At 46.6% G+C, this 17,931-nt stretch carries 12 protein-coding genes; 8 read left to right on the top strand and 4 right to left on the bottom strand.

The window, feature by feature from the left end:
• Positions 1 to 11 precede the first annotated feature (11 nt).
• From V1225_RS13990 to V1225_RS13955, 8 genes are all read left to right on the top strand, one after another.
• Positions 12 to 476, top strand: coding sequence for a hypothetical protein (locus V1225_RS13990; RefSeq protein ID WP_251631034.1), 465 nt, complete (start codon positions 12 to 14; stop codon positions 474 to 476).
• Positions 477 to 808: 332 nt separating this feature from the next.
• Positions 809 to 5,842: an InlB B-repeat-containing protein gene (locus V1225_RS13985; protein ID WP_338546935.1), complete on the top strand. Its 5,034-nt coding sequence runs from the start codon at positions 809 to 811 to the stop codon at positions 5,840 to 5,842.
• A gap of 13 nt (positions 5,843 to 5,855) precedes the next feature.
• Positions 5,856 to 6,335 (top strand): metallophosphoesterase family protein, encoded by a 480-nt coding sequence (locus V1225_RS13980; protein WP_338546933.1) that lies wholly within the window; start codon positions 5,856 to 5,858, stop codon positions 6,333 to 6,335.
• A gap of 11 nt (positions 6,336 to 6,346) precedes the next feature.
• The gene (locus V1225_RS13975; protein WP_338546931.1) at positions 6,347 to 8,305 is read left to right on the top strand and encodes a transporter substrate-binding domain-containing protein; all 1,959 of its coding nucleotides are present in this window, start codon (positions 6,347 to 6,349) and stop codon (positions 8,303 to 8,305) included.
• Between the two features lie 15 nt (positions 8,306 to 8,320).
• Entirely contained in the window at positions 8,321 to 9,694 is a 1,374-nt protein-coding gene (locus tag V1225_RS13970) for a sigma-54 dependent transcriptional regulator (protein ID WP_338546929.1), read from the top strand.
• Between the two features lie 161 nt (positions 9,695 to 9,855).
• Positions 9,856 to 11,313: a Na+/H+ antiporter NhaC gene (gene nhaC / locus V1225_RS13965; protein WP_338546927.1), complete on the top strand. Its 1,458-nt coding sequence runs from the start codon at positions 9,856 to 9,858 to the stop codon at positions 11,311 to 11,313.
• Positions 11,306 to 11,719: a hypothetical protein gene (locus V1225_RS13960; protein ID WP_338546926.1), complete on the top strand. Its 414-nt coding sequence runs from the start codon at positions 11,306 to 11,308 to the stop codon at positions 11,717 to 11,719. Before nhaC ends, V1225_RS13960 begins: the two co-directional genes overlap by 8 nt.
• Positions 11,720 to 11,906: 187 nt before the next feature.
• A complete protein-coding gene (locus V1225_RS13955) occupies positions 11,907 to 13,076 on the top strand; it encodes a HipA domain-containing protein (RefSeq protein ID WP_338546924.1) in 1,170 nt (389 codons plus the stop codon).
• Positions 13,077 to 13,180: 104 nt separating this feature from the next.
• Here the strand turns inward: V1225_RS13955 and V1225_RS13950 are convergent, their stop codons facing one another.
• From V1225_RS13950 to V1225_RS13935, 4 genes are all read right to left on the bottom strand, one after another.
• The gene (locus tag V1225_RS13950) at positions 13,181 to 14,335 is read right to left on the bottom strand and encodes an aminotransferase class I/II-fold pyridoxal phosphate-dependent enzyme (RefSeq protein WP_338546922.1); all 1,155 of its coding nucleotides are present in this window, start codon (positions 14,333 to 14,335) and stop codon (positions 13,181 to 13,183) included.
• Between the two features lie 3 nt (positions 14,336 to 14,338).
• Positions 14,339 to 15,268, bottom strand: coding sequence for an arginine deiminase family protein (locus tag V1225_RS13945; RefSeq protein WP_338546920.1), 930 nt, complete (start codon positions 15,266 to 15,268; stop codon positions 14,339 to 14,341).
• A gap of 18 nt (positions 15,269 to 15,286) precedes the next feature.
• Positions 15,287 to 16,219: an arginine deiminase family protein gene (locus tag V1225_RS13940; protein ID WP_161907814.1), complete on the bottom strand. Its 933-nt coding sequence runs from the start codon at positions 16,217 to 16,219 to the stop codon at positions 15,287 to 15,289.
• 99 nt (positions 16,220 to 16,318) lie between these two features.
• The gene (locus V1225_RS13935; RefSeq protein WP_338546918.1) at positions 16,319 to 17,824 is read right to left on the bottom strand and encodes a Na+/H+ antiporter NhaC family protein; all 1,506 of its coding nucleotides are present in this window, start codon (positions 17,822 to 17,824) and stop codon (positions 16,319 to 16,321) included.
• Positions 17,825 to 17,931: the final 107 nt, after the last annotated feature.

The raw sequence follows: 17,931 nt of genomic DNA, 5'->3' as shown, positions 1-17,931 counted from the left end.
ATTTTCAATTTATGCTAAAACGATTCAAGTGCCCGCAGGGCGCATACACAGAAAAAATCATCGGACAGGACAGGTTTGCCTATGGGCATTCTGACACTAATGATTTTTACGATTTTGAGAACGGAACAGTTTATATGCCCTTTGAGAAGAAAAGAAATACGATTTACGGAAATCCCGTATTTGCGGACGGAGGAAATCCGGTGTATATCGTAAGCCAAGAGGAGCGCTTTGAATGCTATTATCCGCAGAGGATTTCTTTTCCAAAGAATGCCAATGAGAGCGCACTTTTCATCGAGGACAGCAGAATATACTTTGACGCATGGGTTGAAGAAGGCTGGGGTGAAGAGAATAATTGCCAGGCAGAGGCTTACAAGTACTATAACAAGGTGATTGTACGTGACTACGAAGGAAAGGCAATTTCAGAAGAGATAGGAAGCCTGTATCAAGCGGCAGACGGCATGTGGTGGATTGCCTGACTGTGTCTGACTACGATGAAGGATAAAAGAAGTTCCTACCTATTACCTTTCCTAAAAATTCACAGAAACCTGTGTCTCACTGTTGCTCTAAGATGTTCTGAGGGACAACTAAAAATTTTTCCATTCTAATCGCATCTAGCCAAAAATAAACATAGAATTCGCCATACACATAAATTATAATTGAAAAAAGTTAGAACTCTGAATCGTTATGTGCATGAATTTTAGGTTATTTTTGAACGTTTTCCTTTTTAGCAGTAAATCATACAAATATCTCCGAAAGAAGAGCACATGAAAAACGAAGGTACTTGCAAGAAGGGAGAACGGAATTACCCATGAAAAGTTTACCTAAATTGTATCAGAAGAAGGAATTTGAGCACGCCGACCGGCGAACGCTTCAAAGGAGGGTATGGCGTAAAATTGCCATCATAGCGCTTTGCATTTCTTTGATTGTTGCCAACGCAGCCGTAGCTTTAGCGGCGGGCTTTTCTGACAGCGAATCTCATGTTGTTTCGGAAACGGAAAAGACAACGGAGGAATCTGATGATATTCCCCGTGACAAAGATACCGTCTACACTCTTTATTTAACCCACATTTTTCAATTTACAAGCGGCGGACAGGGTAGAAGCATTGAGGCGTCTGAGACCCTGGAACTGACCGAGGCAGATTTTGAAAATGGGGTATGCGATTTGCGCCGCTTCACTTATGATCAGGCGCAGCTTGCGGTAACGGAGGCGAAGCCGCTGCATATCGAAGACTTTGATGAAAACAGGGAAGGCGGTGCGCGGATTGTTTATGCCGTAAAACGCGGCTGGAAGGTGGTACGTACAGAAAACGCCGCAGCCAAAGGCAGCGTACTGCGGGAAGTTTTTAACGGACAGCTTGCGGATTATGCCTTTGTGCCGGCAGAGGTGATACGGTTTCAAATGGAGTATCGATATTCCAATACGGGAGGTCTGGCAGGCAGCTTTGCGGCAGAGCCCGATACGGTGGAAGCAATGCCAGAGAAACAAGAAGACGGAACTTACCAGGTGGAATGGAAGCTGCCGACGACAGCGGGTTTCCGCATCGTTTTGAATCCGGAGCCGCTGAACCAGTATTTAGTAAAACCGCCGACCGGAAATGAAACGGCGGCGGAACTGGAAGCTGCGCTGGAACGCGGAGATTTTAATATTGATATAGAGCATCATCAGGTTTACTATGATCAAGAAAATGATGGTCAGGCGCATGCAGTGCTAAATCCAATCTATGGCAACCAATATTCGATGGAATATAATGAGGCGTGGGATCAGGCGCGTATTTTTAAGACGGATGGTTACACTGCAGCAGCCATGGGTGAGCATGACGAACCGGCGGGAATCGGTGCAAATCCGCTGGTGCATCCAAAGCTGAAAGTGACACTGACGGAGGCCCAGCTGGTGCAGGCGCTGGAAGGTGAAACGGATTTGTATCTCACTGTTTATTATCGCCGCAGTGCCGTTTCTTACACAGTAAACCATTGGGTGCCGAAGATTCTCTCTGGACTGGATGACTTTGCGGACATGGAACTGCAGACAATCGATGGTGTTGACTATGTTCGCCTCCACCGGGAAACCCTGCAGGGGCGCGTTGGAGCGACCACCAATGCGGCAGCAAAGACTGACGACATCTATGAAAAACTTACGCCAATGGATTTTTTTCAGAAACTGATTGAGAGCACATCCGATTCTGCGGGAACGACCGTAGATCTATATTATAAGGCGGCGGATTCTTATCGCGTGATTTTTGATACCAATTATACCTATATACCGAGACAACAGGTTAAATTGGGTAAGCGGGTTAATTTTGACCATGTCACAGAGCCAACGCGAACCGGGTATGCCTTTGGCGGCTGGAGATATCTGAAAAAAGACGCGCAGCCGGATGCCGACGGTGCATACAGAGATTGTGATTATGAAGAAGTGCCGCTTAATGCAGATGGCAGCCCGGAATTGACGATAAACGACGCTTTGATTGCAAAAGCAAAGCTGCAGGCGTCGGGTGGCGTGCTGGCGCTTCATCTGTATCCGAAATGGACACCGGAAAAAACGCAGGTGCGTGTCATTCTCTGGACGGAAGATTTGACCGGAACAGATGATGTACAGGCAATCGCAGAGGGCGGAAATGCGGAACAAGCAGGCAGCTACTACAAAGAACAGTACGCCGGTTATCAAAACGAACCGAAGTCCCATAAACCAGCACTAGGAAATGTCAATGCGCATTATAGCAATATGGGCAGCTTTACGATGGAAGTTACCACTGACACCCCTTTGTTAAAAAATGGGAACGAAAAAAAATTAGTCGATGCAATTCAGAGCCAGGTGACCACAGAGTTTGGAAAAACCATGGGACAGGAGCATGGCTTGGATGCGGCGCAGTTCTATTCTCAGGAAGCGTTTGAGATTGTACACGAGACCCAAAGTGGGCATGGGTCAGATCAAAACACGGCATCCGGCGACGGTAAAACCATGATCTATGTCTACTTTACCAGAAATATTTACACCCTGCAGTTTCATTATTACGGAAAGGGTTGGCAGGATTATCCATACTACGTTGCGATAAATACCGGCGGATTTAGCAAGCGCGGCGCGAAAGAGTGCGTAGTAAATGGGGAATTGAACTTTAACTTTGATCCAAATGGTATTTATGGAAATATAAAGAAACGAGCAGCGGTAAACAGCCATGAAGAAATGCCGGTGCCGCAGACGATTACCATCAAGGCAAAGTATGGTGCGGATTTGCAGGAGGTTTGGCCGATTTCAAGACCGGAAGAGTCTGTGACAGCAGAAACGAAAATAGCAGCGGTTACCTCCTGGGCGGTCACAGACGGAAAATTCCGTACAGATGCTTTGGAACCGGGAAATAGCCATTATAACGAATTTACGATTAAGGGGATCTATGAATCTATGGGAGCGGAACTGATTGCAAATCCCGAAGATCCTGGCAATGTGCATCACCTGGTCGCTTATTGGCGCTATAATATGAGTTCCAATTATTATCGCTATACTCATTGCTATGAAGTGCCGGCGTTAGATATTTCTGATATGCAGAAAGTCAGCATCTACAATGGAGATACAACAAACCCTCAAAACATGTTGTATCTGGTACCGGTGAATCATGAGGCAGTCGCGCAATACGGGTTTACGGATTTGATGCGGGTATCTTATGATCAGGGGCAGATTGTCTATCATGATCCGGAAGGGAACTATTATGCGGTGCGTGAATATACAAAAAATGGAGAGACTAAATATTATGCAGTCGCGCGGCAAGTGATTGCCATGTCTACAAACCGCATTGATAAGCAGGTGCCAAGTGCCAGACCGCATTTGACCAGAGTGAATGGCAACGCTGACCACTCCATAAAGTATCGGGATAGTGACGGCGCTAATCAGTACAATCGTATTGGTACTGCGGAAGATCCGTATGATCTGTATTTCTACTACAACAGAGATCGGTACCAGATTACCTATATCGCGCCAATCAATGCAGCAAATCGCGGGGAGAGCGAAGTGACGCTGGGAACGATTGAATTGCCTTACGGTACGCTGGTGACGCAGGAAGAATATGGATTTGCGCTAAAGGATGCGGATGATAATACCAACGGTTATCCCTGGCATATTGAGGCAGATGGCTATCGTGGTTCTGTCTGCCCCGATCGGTCAGAAAATGGAACAGCGGCATGGAAGTTCAAAGGATGGGGACTTGGACCTGCAGGTCAGAATATGCAGTGGTCTATGACGGAATATGCAGAACTGCAGCAGCATGCAGGAGAAGTTTTTGCTATTGCATCCAATTTGCATTTGTACGCAATTTGGGAAGCGCCGCTCTATACGGTGACCTTCCATCTAGACGGTGGAAAGGATGCAGGCAGAGCGCAGATTGCGTTGAAAGTTCCGGAAAACAACCGGTACTCCGCAATCGGCTTGATTCCGCAGCCGCTCAGAGAGGGATATACTTTGTCCGGCTGGTATCAGGCAGATGAAGATGGAACAATCACTGCGCCGAAAACTGAATTTGACTTCGATCAGGCGATTACAGAAAACAAGAACATTGCTGCAGCATGGTCGGCGGTCAGTGCAGAGACATTTGATTACCATATTTATTACGTGACAGACAGGCTGCGAGATGAAGATAAGGATAAGCACCATCTGACTGTACAGATTTCTGATGATAAAATCGTGGAAAGCGGTGGGAAAACCTATTATGTGCTGGAAAAATCTGTGAAGAAGGATCAGCTGTTCATTGCAGGCGCAGCACTGAATCAGACTGCAAAAATGCAAACGGGCTATGTTGCACAGGTTACAAATCAAATTTTGACGCTGCATAATCCGGATGATACCTATCACGTGATCTTCTACTATGATCCAGTCATCGCGCGTAAATATGTGATGAATTTTGTGGAAGCAGGTACAGAGCAGACGGCAAACCCGAAGATTATCAAGGGGATGGAGCTCGAAGCAGATCAGGCGGTCGTAACGCCGCAGCTCGCTATCGTCCAAGAACTAGCGGCAAAAGGGTATGTACTGGTAAATAAAAGTGCTGACGGCATATATTCACCGGCGGATAAAGCCGAAACTTTGACGTGGATGGATCAAGACGGCAGCATAAAGCCGATTGCGACTTTGACGGGAGCGAACATACCGGCTGTTGTCACTTATCTAGTGCAGCCGATTTCCTATACGATTGCATATCAGAACGGGCCGGATGCGCCGAGTGGAGCGGAGTATGCCCTTGAAGCTGTGACGGCGGCAAAAGATGTCCCGGTGGCGTCAGCAAAAGGAAAAAATCCAACCTGCTACACGGTGAAAGACAGCTTTACCATTAAAAATCCGCAGCCTGTGACGGAAAACGGGAAGCAGTATGTCTTTTCTCATTGGAGTTTGGGCAGTGATACGACAGAAAAAGATCATAAAACGGATTTCTCTGTACTCAAGGTAGAGGCGGGAACGATGGGAAATCTGACCTTTGTTGCCAACTGGATAGAAGTACCGGAAGGGTCGGACAGGCCGCAGACTCCGGAGGGGTCGAATCCGCCGAATATTCCGCAAGAACCGATGGAACCGGAACCGCCAGTCGATATAGAGGATCCCGATGTTCCGAAAGACGATCAACCGTCGATTGACATAGAGGAGCCGGATGTTCCAAAAGGCGATCTGCCGGCCATTGATTTGGATGAGCCAGAAGTTCCGAAAGCAGAGAATGCGCAGACACCGAATGTGCCTGCAGATACAAGTGTGACCGATGCGCCAGAGACAGGAGACAGCCGGCCTATATGGCAGTATCTTTGGATTTGTATATTGGCGTCGGGGCTTGCTGTTCTGACGCAGCGTAAGAGCCAGAAGAAAAAATAACAAGGAGTGTTTTATGCCAACTAAAATCGGTGTAATTTCGGATACTCACGGTCTTTTGCGGCCGGAGGTTGTAGAAGTGCTTAAAACCTGTGACTGTATCATCCACGGCGGCGATATCAACAAGACGGAGATTGTAGAGCAGCTAGAAGGCATCGCGCCGCTTTATGTAGTGCGCGGCAATAACGACAAGGAGTGGGCGGAGCATTTGCCTGCATCCTTAACATTTACAATCGAAGACTGTAAGTTTTTCCTGATGCACAATAAGAAAGAAGTGCTGGGAAAGCCAGAGGCGCTGGCAGGAATTGATGTGGTGGTTTATGGACATTCTCATAAATATGCGCAGGATATGATAGATGGCAGACTTTGGCTTAATCCGGGCAGTTGTGGCAAGCGGCGCTTCGATCAGGCGATTACCTTTGCCGTGATGGATGTGGATGGTAAGGATATCCACGTAGAAAAGATTACTATTTCGCACAACAACCCAACAAAGTAATAGGTATTCAAATGAAGAGAAGCATTGCTTTAACTATGGCGGCGGCAGTTCTGATCATCTGGCTGGGCGCATCAATCAATATGATGATTCGATATAATATGGACTGGATTGATTACGCTAGATACAGCCTTGACCTGACCGATGCGCAAAAAGAGTATTTCAGCAAGGCGCATATTACCTGCGGCGTACAGTACAATAGATTGCCCATTTCCTTTCTCAACGAGGAACAGCAGAATGACGGGATTTTTATCGATTTTATCAATCTGCTTTCTGTGGAACTGGAAAATGACATGGATATCAAATTGAATCAGGAAAGTGATTTGACTCGGGATTTTGAAACCGGGGCGATTCAGGCTGCCATTGTGGATAAGAGTCAGCTGCCGGCAGAGGACTTCCTTTTTACAGAGCCGCTGTATATCATGCACGGGAAGATACTGGTCAAGGAAAATTCGAGCTTTGATAATATTAATCAGCTTGCCGATGTGAGAATTGCAGTAGAAGAAGGAGAAGAAGATGTTGCAGAGCGGATTGAGGAACTTTACGGCGCCAAAGGCGTCAGCGTGGTCTTTGCAAAGGACTTTCAGCAGTCGCTGGACATGTTGGAAAATGATCGAGTGGCAGCGGTAGCAGGGGATGAGACGAAGCTGTCTTATCTGATTAACCAGCAGCGCAGCAATCGGTATTATAAATTCCTCAAGTATTCTTTTTCCAGAAAAGAGATCTGTGTGGCATTGAACAAAGATAACGAAGGGCTTTTAAACGCTTTTAATAAAGCGGTACTTTCCATGAAAAAGAAAAATCTCATTACCAAGACTCAGAGCAAATGGTTTGGTGCTATGGAGCCGGAGATTACCGACATGACGGAAGTAGATGTGATCTATAACATCGGTTTTTTCTTTATCATATGCGGTGCGGCTTTTACCATATGGAATTTGTCTACAGCGAAGAAGGTAACGGAAAAGACCAGAGAGCTGTTCAACAGCAAGGAACAGCTGCGGTTGATCATAGATACTTTGGATAGGGGGCTGATTATCGCTTCCGGCAGCGGAACGATTTTGGAGGTCAACGATGAGATCTGCAGGATCGCAGGCTGCAGCAAGAGGGAACTTTTGAAGAGCGATATTCATACCAACAAGTGGGTCATGCCTTATTTGCAGCAGGAGGACGAGACTGTCTACAAGCTGAAGGAACACTACTATATGAAGAATACCATGGATCTCAACGAAGGGGATAAAAAACTTTACATTGTGGAAGAGTGGACCCAGCGGTATATCAATGAGCGACGAAACATTCAGGAGGAAAAAATGATTGCGGTGGGGCAGCTTTCAGCAGGGCTTGCTCACGAGATTCGCAATCCTCTGGGGCTGATAAAAAGCTATATGTTCTTGATTCAGGATTTTGTAAAAGGTGAGGACGGTATTCATGCGGTGCGGGTTATTGATGACTCCATCAAGCGGATCAATCGCCTCATCGACAGCTTGCTGAAGTTTTCCAGGCTTTCCGGTGAGGATAATAAGGAAGTGGATATCGGTGAGCTGATCAGCAACATTTTGATTCTGGAAAAGAAACAGATGGACAGCAAGGATATTGATGTGACATTTTCTTTGAATGGAGAAAAGGCGAAGCCGGTGCTGCTTAATGAAGATCTTTTAAAGATTACCATTATCAATCTTTTGAACAACAGTATCGATGCGCTTGCGGAGGTAGAGCGCAAGCGAAAAATTGAGATTCGTGTCACAATCTGGGAAAGGACGGTAAATATCGTATTTCGTGACAACGGATGCGGTATCGAAAGTGAAAGGCTTTCGGAAATTTTCAATCCGTTTTATACCAGCAAAGAGAGGGGAACCGGTCTTGGACTTTACCTGGTGCATTCTCAGCTGGAGCAGGCGGGGGGTGCGATTCGCGCAGAAAGTGTGCGGGGAGAAGGCTCTGTGTTTTATGTAGAAATTCCCGTTAAAATGGCTTAAAGCAGGAGGAAGAATATGAAGACAGGATACAATATTTTAATTGTTGATGATGAACTGGAATATCAGAAAGTGGTGTCTATGATTTTAAGCCGGAAAGGATATCAGACCAGTACCTGTTCCAACGGGAAAGAAGCGCTGGCGTACCTTAAGGATCATGAGGTCAATCTGGTGATTACCGATTTGCGCATGCCGGAGCTTTCCGGGGAAGAGCTGATTCGTACCTTGACCGCTGAAAACGAGGACATCGATATTATCGTCATGACGGCTTACGGATCCATTGAAAGTGCGGTGGATTCTATCAAATACGGCGCAAAGGACTATTTTGTCAAGAGCAGCGATCTGGAGGAACTGATTATGAAGGTAGAGCGGCTGGCGAAGCTGAAGCGCCTGGCGGAAAAGAGCGACATCCTCCTTCGAAATCAATACGAAGAAAACGTATTCCTGGAGTCCAAGAATACGCAGTATTTGCGGCTTCTGGAACTTTGTGACAGGACCGCAGACACCAATATCAATGTGCTTTTACTGGGAGAGTCCGGTGTAGGAAAGGAAGTTTTTGCCAACTATATTCATAGCAAGGGGAGCCGAAGAAAGGAGCCTTTTGTGCCGATCAACTGTCAAAGCCTGCCGGAAAGTGTCATTGAGTCAGAGCTGTTTGGGCACGAGAAGGGCAGCTTTACCGGCGCTGTGGCGAAACGAGTCGGAAAATTTGAAGAAGCCAACTTTGGCACATTATTTTTGGATGAAATCGGAGATCTGCCTCTGGGCATGCAGGGAAAACTGCTCAGAGTACTGGAGAGCAGAAAGATTGAACGGATCGGGAGCAATAAGTCAATCGATCTGGACGTGCGGCTGATCTGCGCTACTAATAAATCCCTGGAAGAAGAAATTGCAGCAGGGAAGTTCAGGGAGGATCTGCTTTACCGAATCAACACCTTGACTTTAATTATTCCGCCTATTCGTCAGAGAAAAGAGGATCTGGAGGGACTTATAGAGTTTTTTCTCAGAAAGACCGAAGCGGAACAAAAGAAGAAAATCGAACATATCGACGGGCAGGTCATGTCTATGCTGCTGGGATACGACTATCCGGGCAACGTGCGGGAACTGAAGAATATCATTGAGCGCATGGTGGCGCTAAGCGATGGCGGCAGGATCACTATGAACGATTTGCAGCAGCCTTTGTGCGGAAAACTCCCAAAGGAACCGTTATTTTTGGAGGAACAGAAAGCATTGAAAGAGGCTAGAGCGGATTTTGAGAAGTACTATATAGAAAGGGCATTGAAAAGTACAGAAGGCAATGTGACAAAATGTGCTGTGGTCTTAGGGATTACCTCGCGGCAGCTTTGGAATAAATTAGGCGAATATGGAATAGATCCGAAAGCTGTGAAATAAATTTCATTATTAGGATTATGAACCAGGAAATAAATTTCATACTACACTGGAAATGACAGCAGGTGCAGCGGCGAAATTCCTTGAAAAATGGGGATTTTTGTTTGTGGCACAGTTCTTGCTCTTAAATATACCTGAAATATCTAATTAAAGGAGGAAATTTTATGGGTAAGAAAAGAACCCCAAGGCTTCCTAAGGTTTGGGAAGCACTCGTTCCAATCGTTTTTATGATGGTTATTATTATTTTAAGTACTGTAAAATGGGGATTGGACCCGCATATGCCAATTATTGCATCCTGTGTTGTGGCTTCTTTGATCGCAGTAAAATGCGGTTACAGCTGGGAGGACATTGCGGCGGGTGCTTATGACAGCATTCGCAGAACGGTAGAAGCATTTCTGATTATCATGTGTGTCGGTATGCTGATCGGCTCCTGGGTTTGGTCAGGCACTATGCCGGCTATGGTTTACTATGGGCTTGAAATTATTTCACCGGGCGCATTTTTAGTAGTAGGTGCGATTTTGACTGCTATTGTAGGGCTTGCAACGGGGTCTTCCTGGACTGCATCCGGTACGGTAGGCGTGGCGCTGATGGGTATTGCAATGGGTCTTGGCATTAACCCGGCTCTTGCAGCAGGTATGGTAATCTCCGGCGCATACACTGGGGATAAATTATCTCCGCTGTCTGACAGTACTAACGTTGCAGCAGCAGGGGCGGAAACGCCTTTGTATGATCATGTGGCTGCCATGATGACAACGACAATTCCGTCGTTTTTGATTTCTCTGGTGCTGTACGGCATCGTGGGCGCTATCGTTATCGACGAATCCGGCTATGACGCTTCTTTGGCGATGGATATTCAAAATGCTATCGCAGATAACTTCTATCTGTCTCCTTGGATTATGCTGCCGGTACTGGTGGTTATCTTCGGTGCAGTAAAGAGGATTCCGGCAATTCCATCGCTGCTTCTGGCTGCAGTCTGTGGTGGCGTAGTAGCAATGATTGCACAGGACGCGACTTTCCCGGAAGTGTTTGGCGGTATGCAGACCGGTTTCAGCATTGAATCCGGCAACGAAGTGACTGATAGTCTGCTCAACAGAGGCGGTATCGACTCCATGATGTGGACGATTTCCTTGATCATGTTCGCTTTGTTCTTTGGTGGCGTATTAGAAAAATGCGGATTTATCGAAGTACTGCTGGGCGGTCTTGTAAGAAGAGTAAAGAGTGTCGGCGGTCTGGTGCTGTGCACTATCGTAACCGGTATTATCTGTGATGTTGTGCTGACTGACCAGTATCTGGCGATTCTGGTGCCTGGTAGAATGTACATGAAAGCCTTTGATGAAAGAGGACTGAGCAGAAGCTTCCTGTCAAGAACCACAGAAGATGGTGCGACTCTCTGGTCACCGATGATTCCGTGGAATGGTTGCGGCGCTTATCAGTCTGCAACCTTAGGCGTGTCCAACTGGGCATTTATGCCGTACGCATTTATGAACCTGATTAATCCGGTTCTGGCAATTACAATTTCATATCTCGGCATTGGTATCAAATACAAGGAATATGATGGAAAATCCAGAGCAGAGATTAAGGAATTAAAAGCAAAGAGAAAGGCAGAAAAACGCAATGGATAAAATCAAGGCATATGATGACAGAACAATGCGGAAATCCACAAAGTTTGCAGCAGTCATATTTGGCGCAGGGCTGATTGTGTTCAGTTTCTATTCTACAGTCAAATATTCTGCAATTATCGGTGTGGTGCTGCTTCTTGCGGTGGTTTTCCAAAAGGAAACCTATGTCAGCAAGGAGGGCGTAGTTCTGGCATATGACTTTATCCTGCGCAAGCATAAAATTGTGTGGTCTTTTGAAGAGATTACAGATATTCACATCGAATATGTGGCGGATTCAAATTACGTGGTGCTTCATTTTCTTAGAGATGTCATGTCGCGGAGACTGGTGTTTCAAAAGAGGGAGTTGGAGCAGGTTTTGGAACTTGCTCGCAGTGTGAAACCGGATATTCATATTGAAAATGTGAAGTGATTTTGATGTAAATGGCGCCCGCGCCGGCTGCGAAATAGGAACAGCTGGTGCGGGCGTAGCTGGTTTTTGCAACTGGATAAGTAAAAACGTGTGGAAATGATGCCAGAAACTGCGTAAAAATGTGAAAAACCTGATATTGACACCTTGTGAAAAGTAAAATAAAATGATAACAGAAAGGAGAAGTGATATGGCGTATACTTTAATGCACAAAGAGATTTCTGTGCTGGATTTTGATTTAGATGAATATGGGCATGTAAAACAGGTGCATTGCGTATACTGCAGTGATCATCTCCCGGTAGGTCTTAAAGACGGTAAGTTTGCACAGGCTTTGGACTATCGCAAATTGAATCGCTGGTGGATGCACAGAGCCATCCCGGCAAGCAGAGATCGCATTAAAGCAGTACTTGAGGAACTATCGGCACCTTCTACAGAGTTTCTTCTTGCTAGAAGCTGGGGGTTGTCTCTTTCGGATCACTACTGGATTAAACCGGCAGGTGTGGAGTTAAAATGGTCGCAGGTTAATTTCTTTGAAAATGATTTTTCGGATGATTTGGGAGACATTCTTTTGGGTGTAAAGCATTCATCTCAGGTCAATGAAATTAGTTTTATGACCCCTGACGCTGCGTCAGATGGATGGTTAAAGAAGAAATGGAAAATTATTGACGGAAAACGCTGCTTGCTGAAAGCGGGCAGCGGTTATGGACAACAGGAGCCAGTTAATGAAGTAATTGCTTCGTGCATATGTGAAAAACTTGGAATACCGCACGTGCCTTATACCTTTCAGATCTATGACGATGGTATTTATTCTGTTTGTCCGGATTTTGTCGACAGAAATACAGAATTTGTGTCGGCATATCAGTTAGTGCAAACGCAAATTCAGCCCAATCATGTTTCGGACTATCAGCATTTTGTAAACTGCTGCGAAGCAATGGGGCTAATTGGCGCACAGGATTTTCTGGATAGAATGATTACGCTGGACTATCTAATTGCAAATACGGATAGGCATTACGGGAATTTTGGAATTGTTCGCAATGCGGATACTTTAGTGTCTTTGGGTTTTGCACCTTTATTTGATAATGGAACATCGATGTTTTCCCATACACCGACAAGTCAGATTAAGCCTCTTGCGGCGACTATTAGCGCAAAGCCGTTTAAAGGCACGCAGGGAGAACAGATTCGTCTAGTACAGTCCTTTGCATGGCTGGATTGTGAGGTATTACAGGAGATAGAGACTTTGTGCAGAGAAGTATTAAATGCTGCAACTTTCATAGATGAGGAACGAAAAAATGCTTTGTCTCAGGCAATTGCAGCCCGGGCAGAAAAACTTATAGAATTTGCAGATAAAAATAGAAGCTAAAGTCACAGCGCCGGCGATTTTCGCCGGCGCTGTGTACGTCTTCATATTTTCCTATATGGAAACCATGCAAGAAAGTATTATGTAAATGAACTTAACTGCTTTGATCACTTCTGTCGAAAATAATCTTCTATTGCATCTGCAACCTGTTTCATTTCGGGAATGCCGTATCTTTGGTCGCACTGCAGCATCAGATTGTGTGCGGATAGATACTGCGCGTCCTCTCCCGGCGTGTAATACTCCGTTGGCAGAATCCACTGAATTTCCGGGATAATATTGTGCTGAACCAGATGCTGATAAAGTCCGTTGCGGTCATCAGCTAAAATAGTCAGCCCAAAAGGAACGCAGTCACCATCTTCACCGATATCCCTGCTGAGCATGGTAAGTTCCGGAATTTGAAGAAGTCTGCTATAGAGATAGCGGAAGTTTTCGATACGCCGTCTCATGAGTGCTTGCGCGTCAGTGTCAAAGAAAATTTGTTTCGACTCCTCGGTCATTTTCCTCGGGGTCAAATTGACATAGCGGCTGGCGTTAGCTTCTTTTTCGCAAGCTAGATAAGATTCTTTTTCTAACTCCGGATTCGACGCATACAGCGGTCGCATGACTGAAATCAAAAGTTCTTTATATACGCTTTCGTCATAAGCGCTGGCAAGGGGTGGAACTGAATCACGGCTTGCATCTTCAAACACGTCATTTCTAATGGCGCAAATGCCGCCGTCGGTCATTGGAAACCATTTTCTAGTGCTGCCGACGATGTAGTCGCCAAAACCCATGCGGCGAAAAGCCGAATCCTTCGACGTCTTAGAAAAGAGAGCCTGCGTGATGTCCTCCATAATTAGCAGATTGTGCACCTTTGCAAGCTGACAGAGATATTTTACGGTATCCGAAGGCTGCGGCATGCTGAAGTAGTGAATGACATAAATCATGCCGACAGTTTCGTCCAGCTTAGACTCCAGATCTGCAAGGTCGATTTCCAGATCCTTTGTGACCCGATAGAAATCGTAAGAAAGTCCTTCCCAGCGGACGGCGCTGATGATGGAAAGGCATAGATAGTCGGGAAGAAGCACTTTTTTTCCTTTCATTTTATCTGCGCAATGCTCCATGGCATAAACCGAAGCAGTACGTCCGTTATTGGTATAAATCTTGTGCGTATATTGAGAACTTTTGCCTGCCGAACAGTCCAGCCGCAGCGCAAAATCATCGTTTTTCGGGCGCTCCATAAGCAGCGCACCGTCAACGCTGTAAAATCCTCCGATTAACATGACTTAGTCCTCACAAACGGGATAAACAGGGATATCATCGCGTTTTAAAAATGCGGTCAGGCAATGAACGGAGCCGCCGCCTTTTTTGATTTCGTCAAGGTCCAGCTCGATGACTTCGATACCTTTCTTGTTCAAAAGCTCCACAGTGCGCGGAGATCCCTTCGGCATGATAATCTTGCCCGGCTCCAGTGCGACGGAGTTTGCGGCAAAATTAATCTTTTCTTCAAAAGTCGGAATTTCTACAAATTCAAATCCCCGCTTTTCCAGCTCTTCATAGATGATATCCGGTGTGATATATGGATATGTCACGGCAACGTTGGTATCTACGATGGATAGGAAGCCATCCAGGTGGTTTTGGTTTCTGGCGATGCTGAGGGTGATGACATTTTTTACGCCCATGTGATGAAAGGTGTCTGTAACCTGTACCAGTCCTTCTTTGTTGCAGCGGCTTCCAGTTCCTACGAAGACCGTTTCACGGTCTACCCAAGTAGCGCAGGCGCCGTCAAAGATTCCGTTTCCATGGATGGTTTTGACGATGGGAACGCCGTGCTTAGCAACTTCCTGCGCAGCATATTTTACTTCGTTGTGGCGAATTTTAATCCCGGGTCTTGTGACAATTACGCCTTCTGGAGTGCCCAGAACCAGGTCGTGACAGTACATCGCGTTTGGACAGCTCGGATCGGTCTCATCAACATTGTAAACTGTGATGCCGTGGTCGCGATAGACCTGTACCAGCTGGTCGTGCTCCCATCTTGCCTTTTCCACGTCGATAAAATCGCGGAAATAGATGGCGGACGGGTCTTTGATGTTTTCGATTTCCTTGCCCGGACGATGAACCAGCACGGTGCGCAGCGTTCCGATTTCGGATGTAACACTGAAATTGTCGCCCCAGACAGCGGGCATATCTTCATAAAATGTGTTGAATTTTTCCATAGATGAGAATCTCCTTTTTTAACCTCTTGCTAGGGTTGCACTGCAGCAGTGGACAGAGCCCCAGCCCTTCAGCACTTCGTCGAAATCCAGACTGATGACTTCTACGCCGTTTTTCTCCAGCGCATCCTTAGTTTTAGGGTTTCCCTGTGCCTGGATGACGACACCGGGACGCAGTGCAACGATGTTCAGCCCCAGGGAAAATCTGGCTTCGTCCTGATCCGGCGCGTCGATGATATGATAGCCTGCGTTCATCAGGTATTCTACTACGTCGTAAGGTACCTGACGGGTGTTGATGATGACCTTGTCCACATCGACAAAATTCATGATACCGTCCAGGTGCGCATTGGTATAAGGAATTGGAACTGTCAGAATGGTTTCCACGCCTTGTTCACGGAGTACGTGAGCAACCTGATTATAGCCGGATTCGTTGGTGCGGGAGCTTCGTGCCAGAATTGCTGTCTTTCTGTCTACCCAGAGACAGTCTGCTCCTTCAAAGGTCCCCGTACCGGTAATGGTTTTCACAATTGGCACGTTAATAGCAGCAAGTGCTTTTGCCATAGCGACTTCTTCGCCGCGGCGGCAAGGTAGTGCCGGTCTGCAAATAATAGCGCCTTCCGGCGTCATAAACATCAAATCTCGGCAGTAGACTGCGTTAGGACGGTCAAGCCGCTGGTCTTCAAGAAAGTGGACTTCCACGCCCTGACTTAGGTAAAGATCCACAAGTCTTTGATGGGCCTGTCTGAATTTATCGGGATCAATGCCTTCGCGGAAACGGGCTTCCTCCCAAGAAAAGTTATCGATTTCAGCACCGGGGCGCCTGAGCATGACGCTTTTTAAAGGTGCAACCTGGGAGCAAATACCAAAGTCGCCCCAGTAAGTGGTGAGCTGATCTAAAAAAGGCGTTTCATCACGCCGCAGATTTTTATCTTTGCTGAGTTCTAAAAATGCCATACAAAACCTCCAAGATGAAAAATAGGGCGAAGCCTGTCTGCCTGCTTGATATAGAGGGAAAGACAGGCGGCTGGGCTTCGCTTCATAACTGTGCAAGAATTATGCTTCAACTTTCTTTCCGTAAAGTTTGGAAAGCGTAAGTACTGTTACGATCAGCAGGGCGATACCAACTGGCAGAGCGATCACGCTGCCGGTCATGCCTGCTACTGCGTAAGTCACGATTGATACACCGCCGACCATGAGTGCGTACGGAAGTTGAGTCTTGACATGAGCCAAAAGATCACAGCGTGCGCCGTTAGCGGATAAGATCGTAGTATCAGAAATCGGTGAGCAGTGGTCGCCGAAGAGACCGCCGGATAATACGGAAGCAATCGCTACGTGCATTGGTGCGTTCAGTGCCATAGCAGCAGGCACGGCGATGGTCATCATAATGGAGAAGGTTCCCCAGGAAGAGCCGGTGGAGAAGGAAATCACAGCACTGGCTACGAAGATAATCACTGGAAGAATCCAAGCTGGTACGCTATCCTGCAGCATATTTACAACAAATTCCGGTCCGCCCATCGTTTTTGTTACGCTGCTCAGTACCCATGCCAAAAGCAAGGTGATAAATACGCTGGCAATACTTTCAAGCCCTAATACGTAATCCCGACAAATGCTTTTAAAGGATTTGATTTTCAGTGCAACGACTAAAATGATGTTTGCGATAGAGCCGAACACGAAACCTGCAATCAGTGCGCCGCGAAGTGCGTCACCGTCAACAGACTTGAACGGGAAACCCTGCGGGCAGAGCATAAAGCACAAAGTGCCGATCATAACTACAAGAGGAATGATCATGACGATTGGGCGACTGTTTTCCAGCTTTGCGTCGGTGTCGATTTTAACAGCTTCAGCAACCTGTCCGCCAGGAGAAACCAGACCGGAAAGCGCGCGCATTTCAGCCCTGTGCATCGGTCCGAACTCTTTTCTGGTAAAAGCAATCAGCGGCACCATCAGCAGAGAGAGCAGTGCGTAGAACTGGAAAGGCCAAGCCTTCAGCAGCATGTCCCATTCACTGGACGCATATCCTGCTGCCTGAAATTCTGTACCCATCAGTCCCATGATGTAAGCGCCCCAGCCGAGGAATGGCACTAAGATGGAAAGGGGAGAAGCGGTGGTGTCAAGGATCCACGCCAGCTTTTCTCTGGAAACCTGCATCTTATCGGTTAGAGGCTGTACGATCGGACCTGCGATAATCGGGCTTCCGATATCGGAGAAAAATACCATGATACCAGCTACCCAGCCAGCCATCTGTGCTTTTGCGCGGCTGTTTACGAACTTCGTGACGCTTGATGCAAAGGCGTGAGCGCCGCCCGATACCTCCAGCAGTTTTACAAAACCGCCGATGAAAATCAGCAGTACCAGTACTTCTGCGCAATAGGAGTCTGTCATGTTCGGAACCAGATGATCGACAACGTAAGACATCATTGCGTCAAATGGATTTCCGCTGCACACGATCAGAAGCCCTGCAAAGGCGCCGGCAAATAGTGCGATAGAAATGTTTTTGAGCCACATGGCGATGACGATGGTCAGCGCGATGGGAAATAACGATAGAATACCATAATCCATAGTTAGTCTCCTTTCTGCTATGTTAATCTACGTCACACATATAGAGCAAAAAATATGCCATGTAGTTTTTGGGCGGATTTTGCAGAAAAGACGGATGGATATGTGAT

The organism is Emergencia sp. JLR.KK010, from assembly GCF_037018265.1.
Taxonomy (GTDB): domain Bacteria; phylum Bacillota; class Clostridia; order Peptostreptococcales; family Anaerovoracaceae; genus Senimuribacter; species Senimuribacter intestinalis.
Note: the sequence above shows the minus strand (reverse complement) of the source record. Positions and strands in the feature narration are given on the sequence as shown.

What these genes read in the sequence shown, in the direction of transcription:
- V1225_RS13990 (WP_251631034.1), top strand. Translation starts at nt 12, where the DNA reads ATGCTAAAACGATTCAAGTGCCCGCAGGGCGCATACACAGAAAAAATC.
- V1225_RS13985 (WP_338546935.1), top strand. Translation starts at nt 809, where the DNA reads ATGAAAAGTTTACCTAAATTGTATCAGAAGAAGGAATTTGAGCACGCC.
- V1225_RS13980 (WP_338546933.1), top strand. Translation starts at nt 5,856, where the DNA reads ATGCCAACTAAAATCGGTGTAATTTCGGATACTCACGGTCTTTTGCGG.
- V1225_RS13975 (WP_338546931.1), top strand. Translation starts at nt 6,347, where the DNA reads ATGAAGAGAAGCATTGCTTTAACTATGGCGGCGGCAGTTCTGATCATC.
- V1225_RS13970 (WP_338546929.1), top strand. Translation starts at nt 8,321, where the DNA reads ATGAAGACAGGATACAATATTTTAATTGTTGATGATGAACTGGAATAT.
- nhaC (WP_338546927.1), top strand. Translation starts at nt 9,856, where the DNA reads ATGGGTAAGAAAAGAACCCCAAGGCTTCCTAAGGTTTGGGAAGCACTC.
- V1225_RS13960 (WP_338546926.1), top strand. Translation starts at nt 11,306, where the DNA reads ATGGATAAAATCAAGGCATATGATGACAGAACAATGCGGAAATCCACA.
- V1225_RS13955 (WP_338546924.1), top strand. Translation starts at nt 11,907, where the DNA reads ATGGCGTATACTTTAATGCACAAAGAGATTTCTGTGCTGGATTTTGAT.
- V1225_RS13950 (WP_338546922.1), bottom strand. Translation starts at nt 14,335, where the DNA reads ATGTTAATCGGAGGATTTTACAGCGTTGACGGTGCGCTGCTTATGGAG.
- V1225_RS13945 (WP_338546920.1), bottom strand. Translation starts at nt 15,268, where the DNA reads ATGGAAAAATTCAACACATTTTATGAAGATATGCCCGCTGTCTGGGGC.
- V1225_RS13940 (WP_161907814.1), bottom strand. Translation starts at nt 16,219, where the DNA reads ATGGCATTTTTAGAACTCAGCAAAGATAAAAATCTGCGGCGTGATGAA.
- V1225_RS13935 (WP_338546918.1), bottom strand. Translation starts at nt 17,824, where the DNA reads ATGGATTATGGTATTCTATCGTTATTTCCCATCGCGCTGACCATCGTC.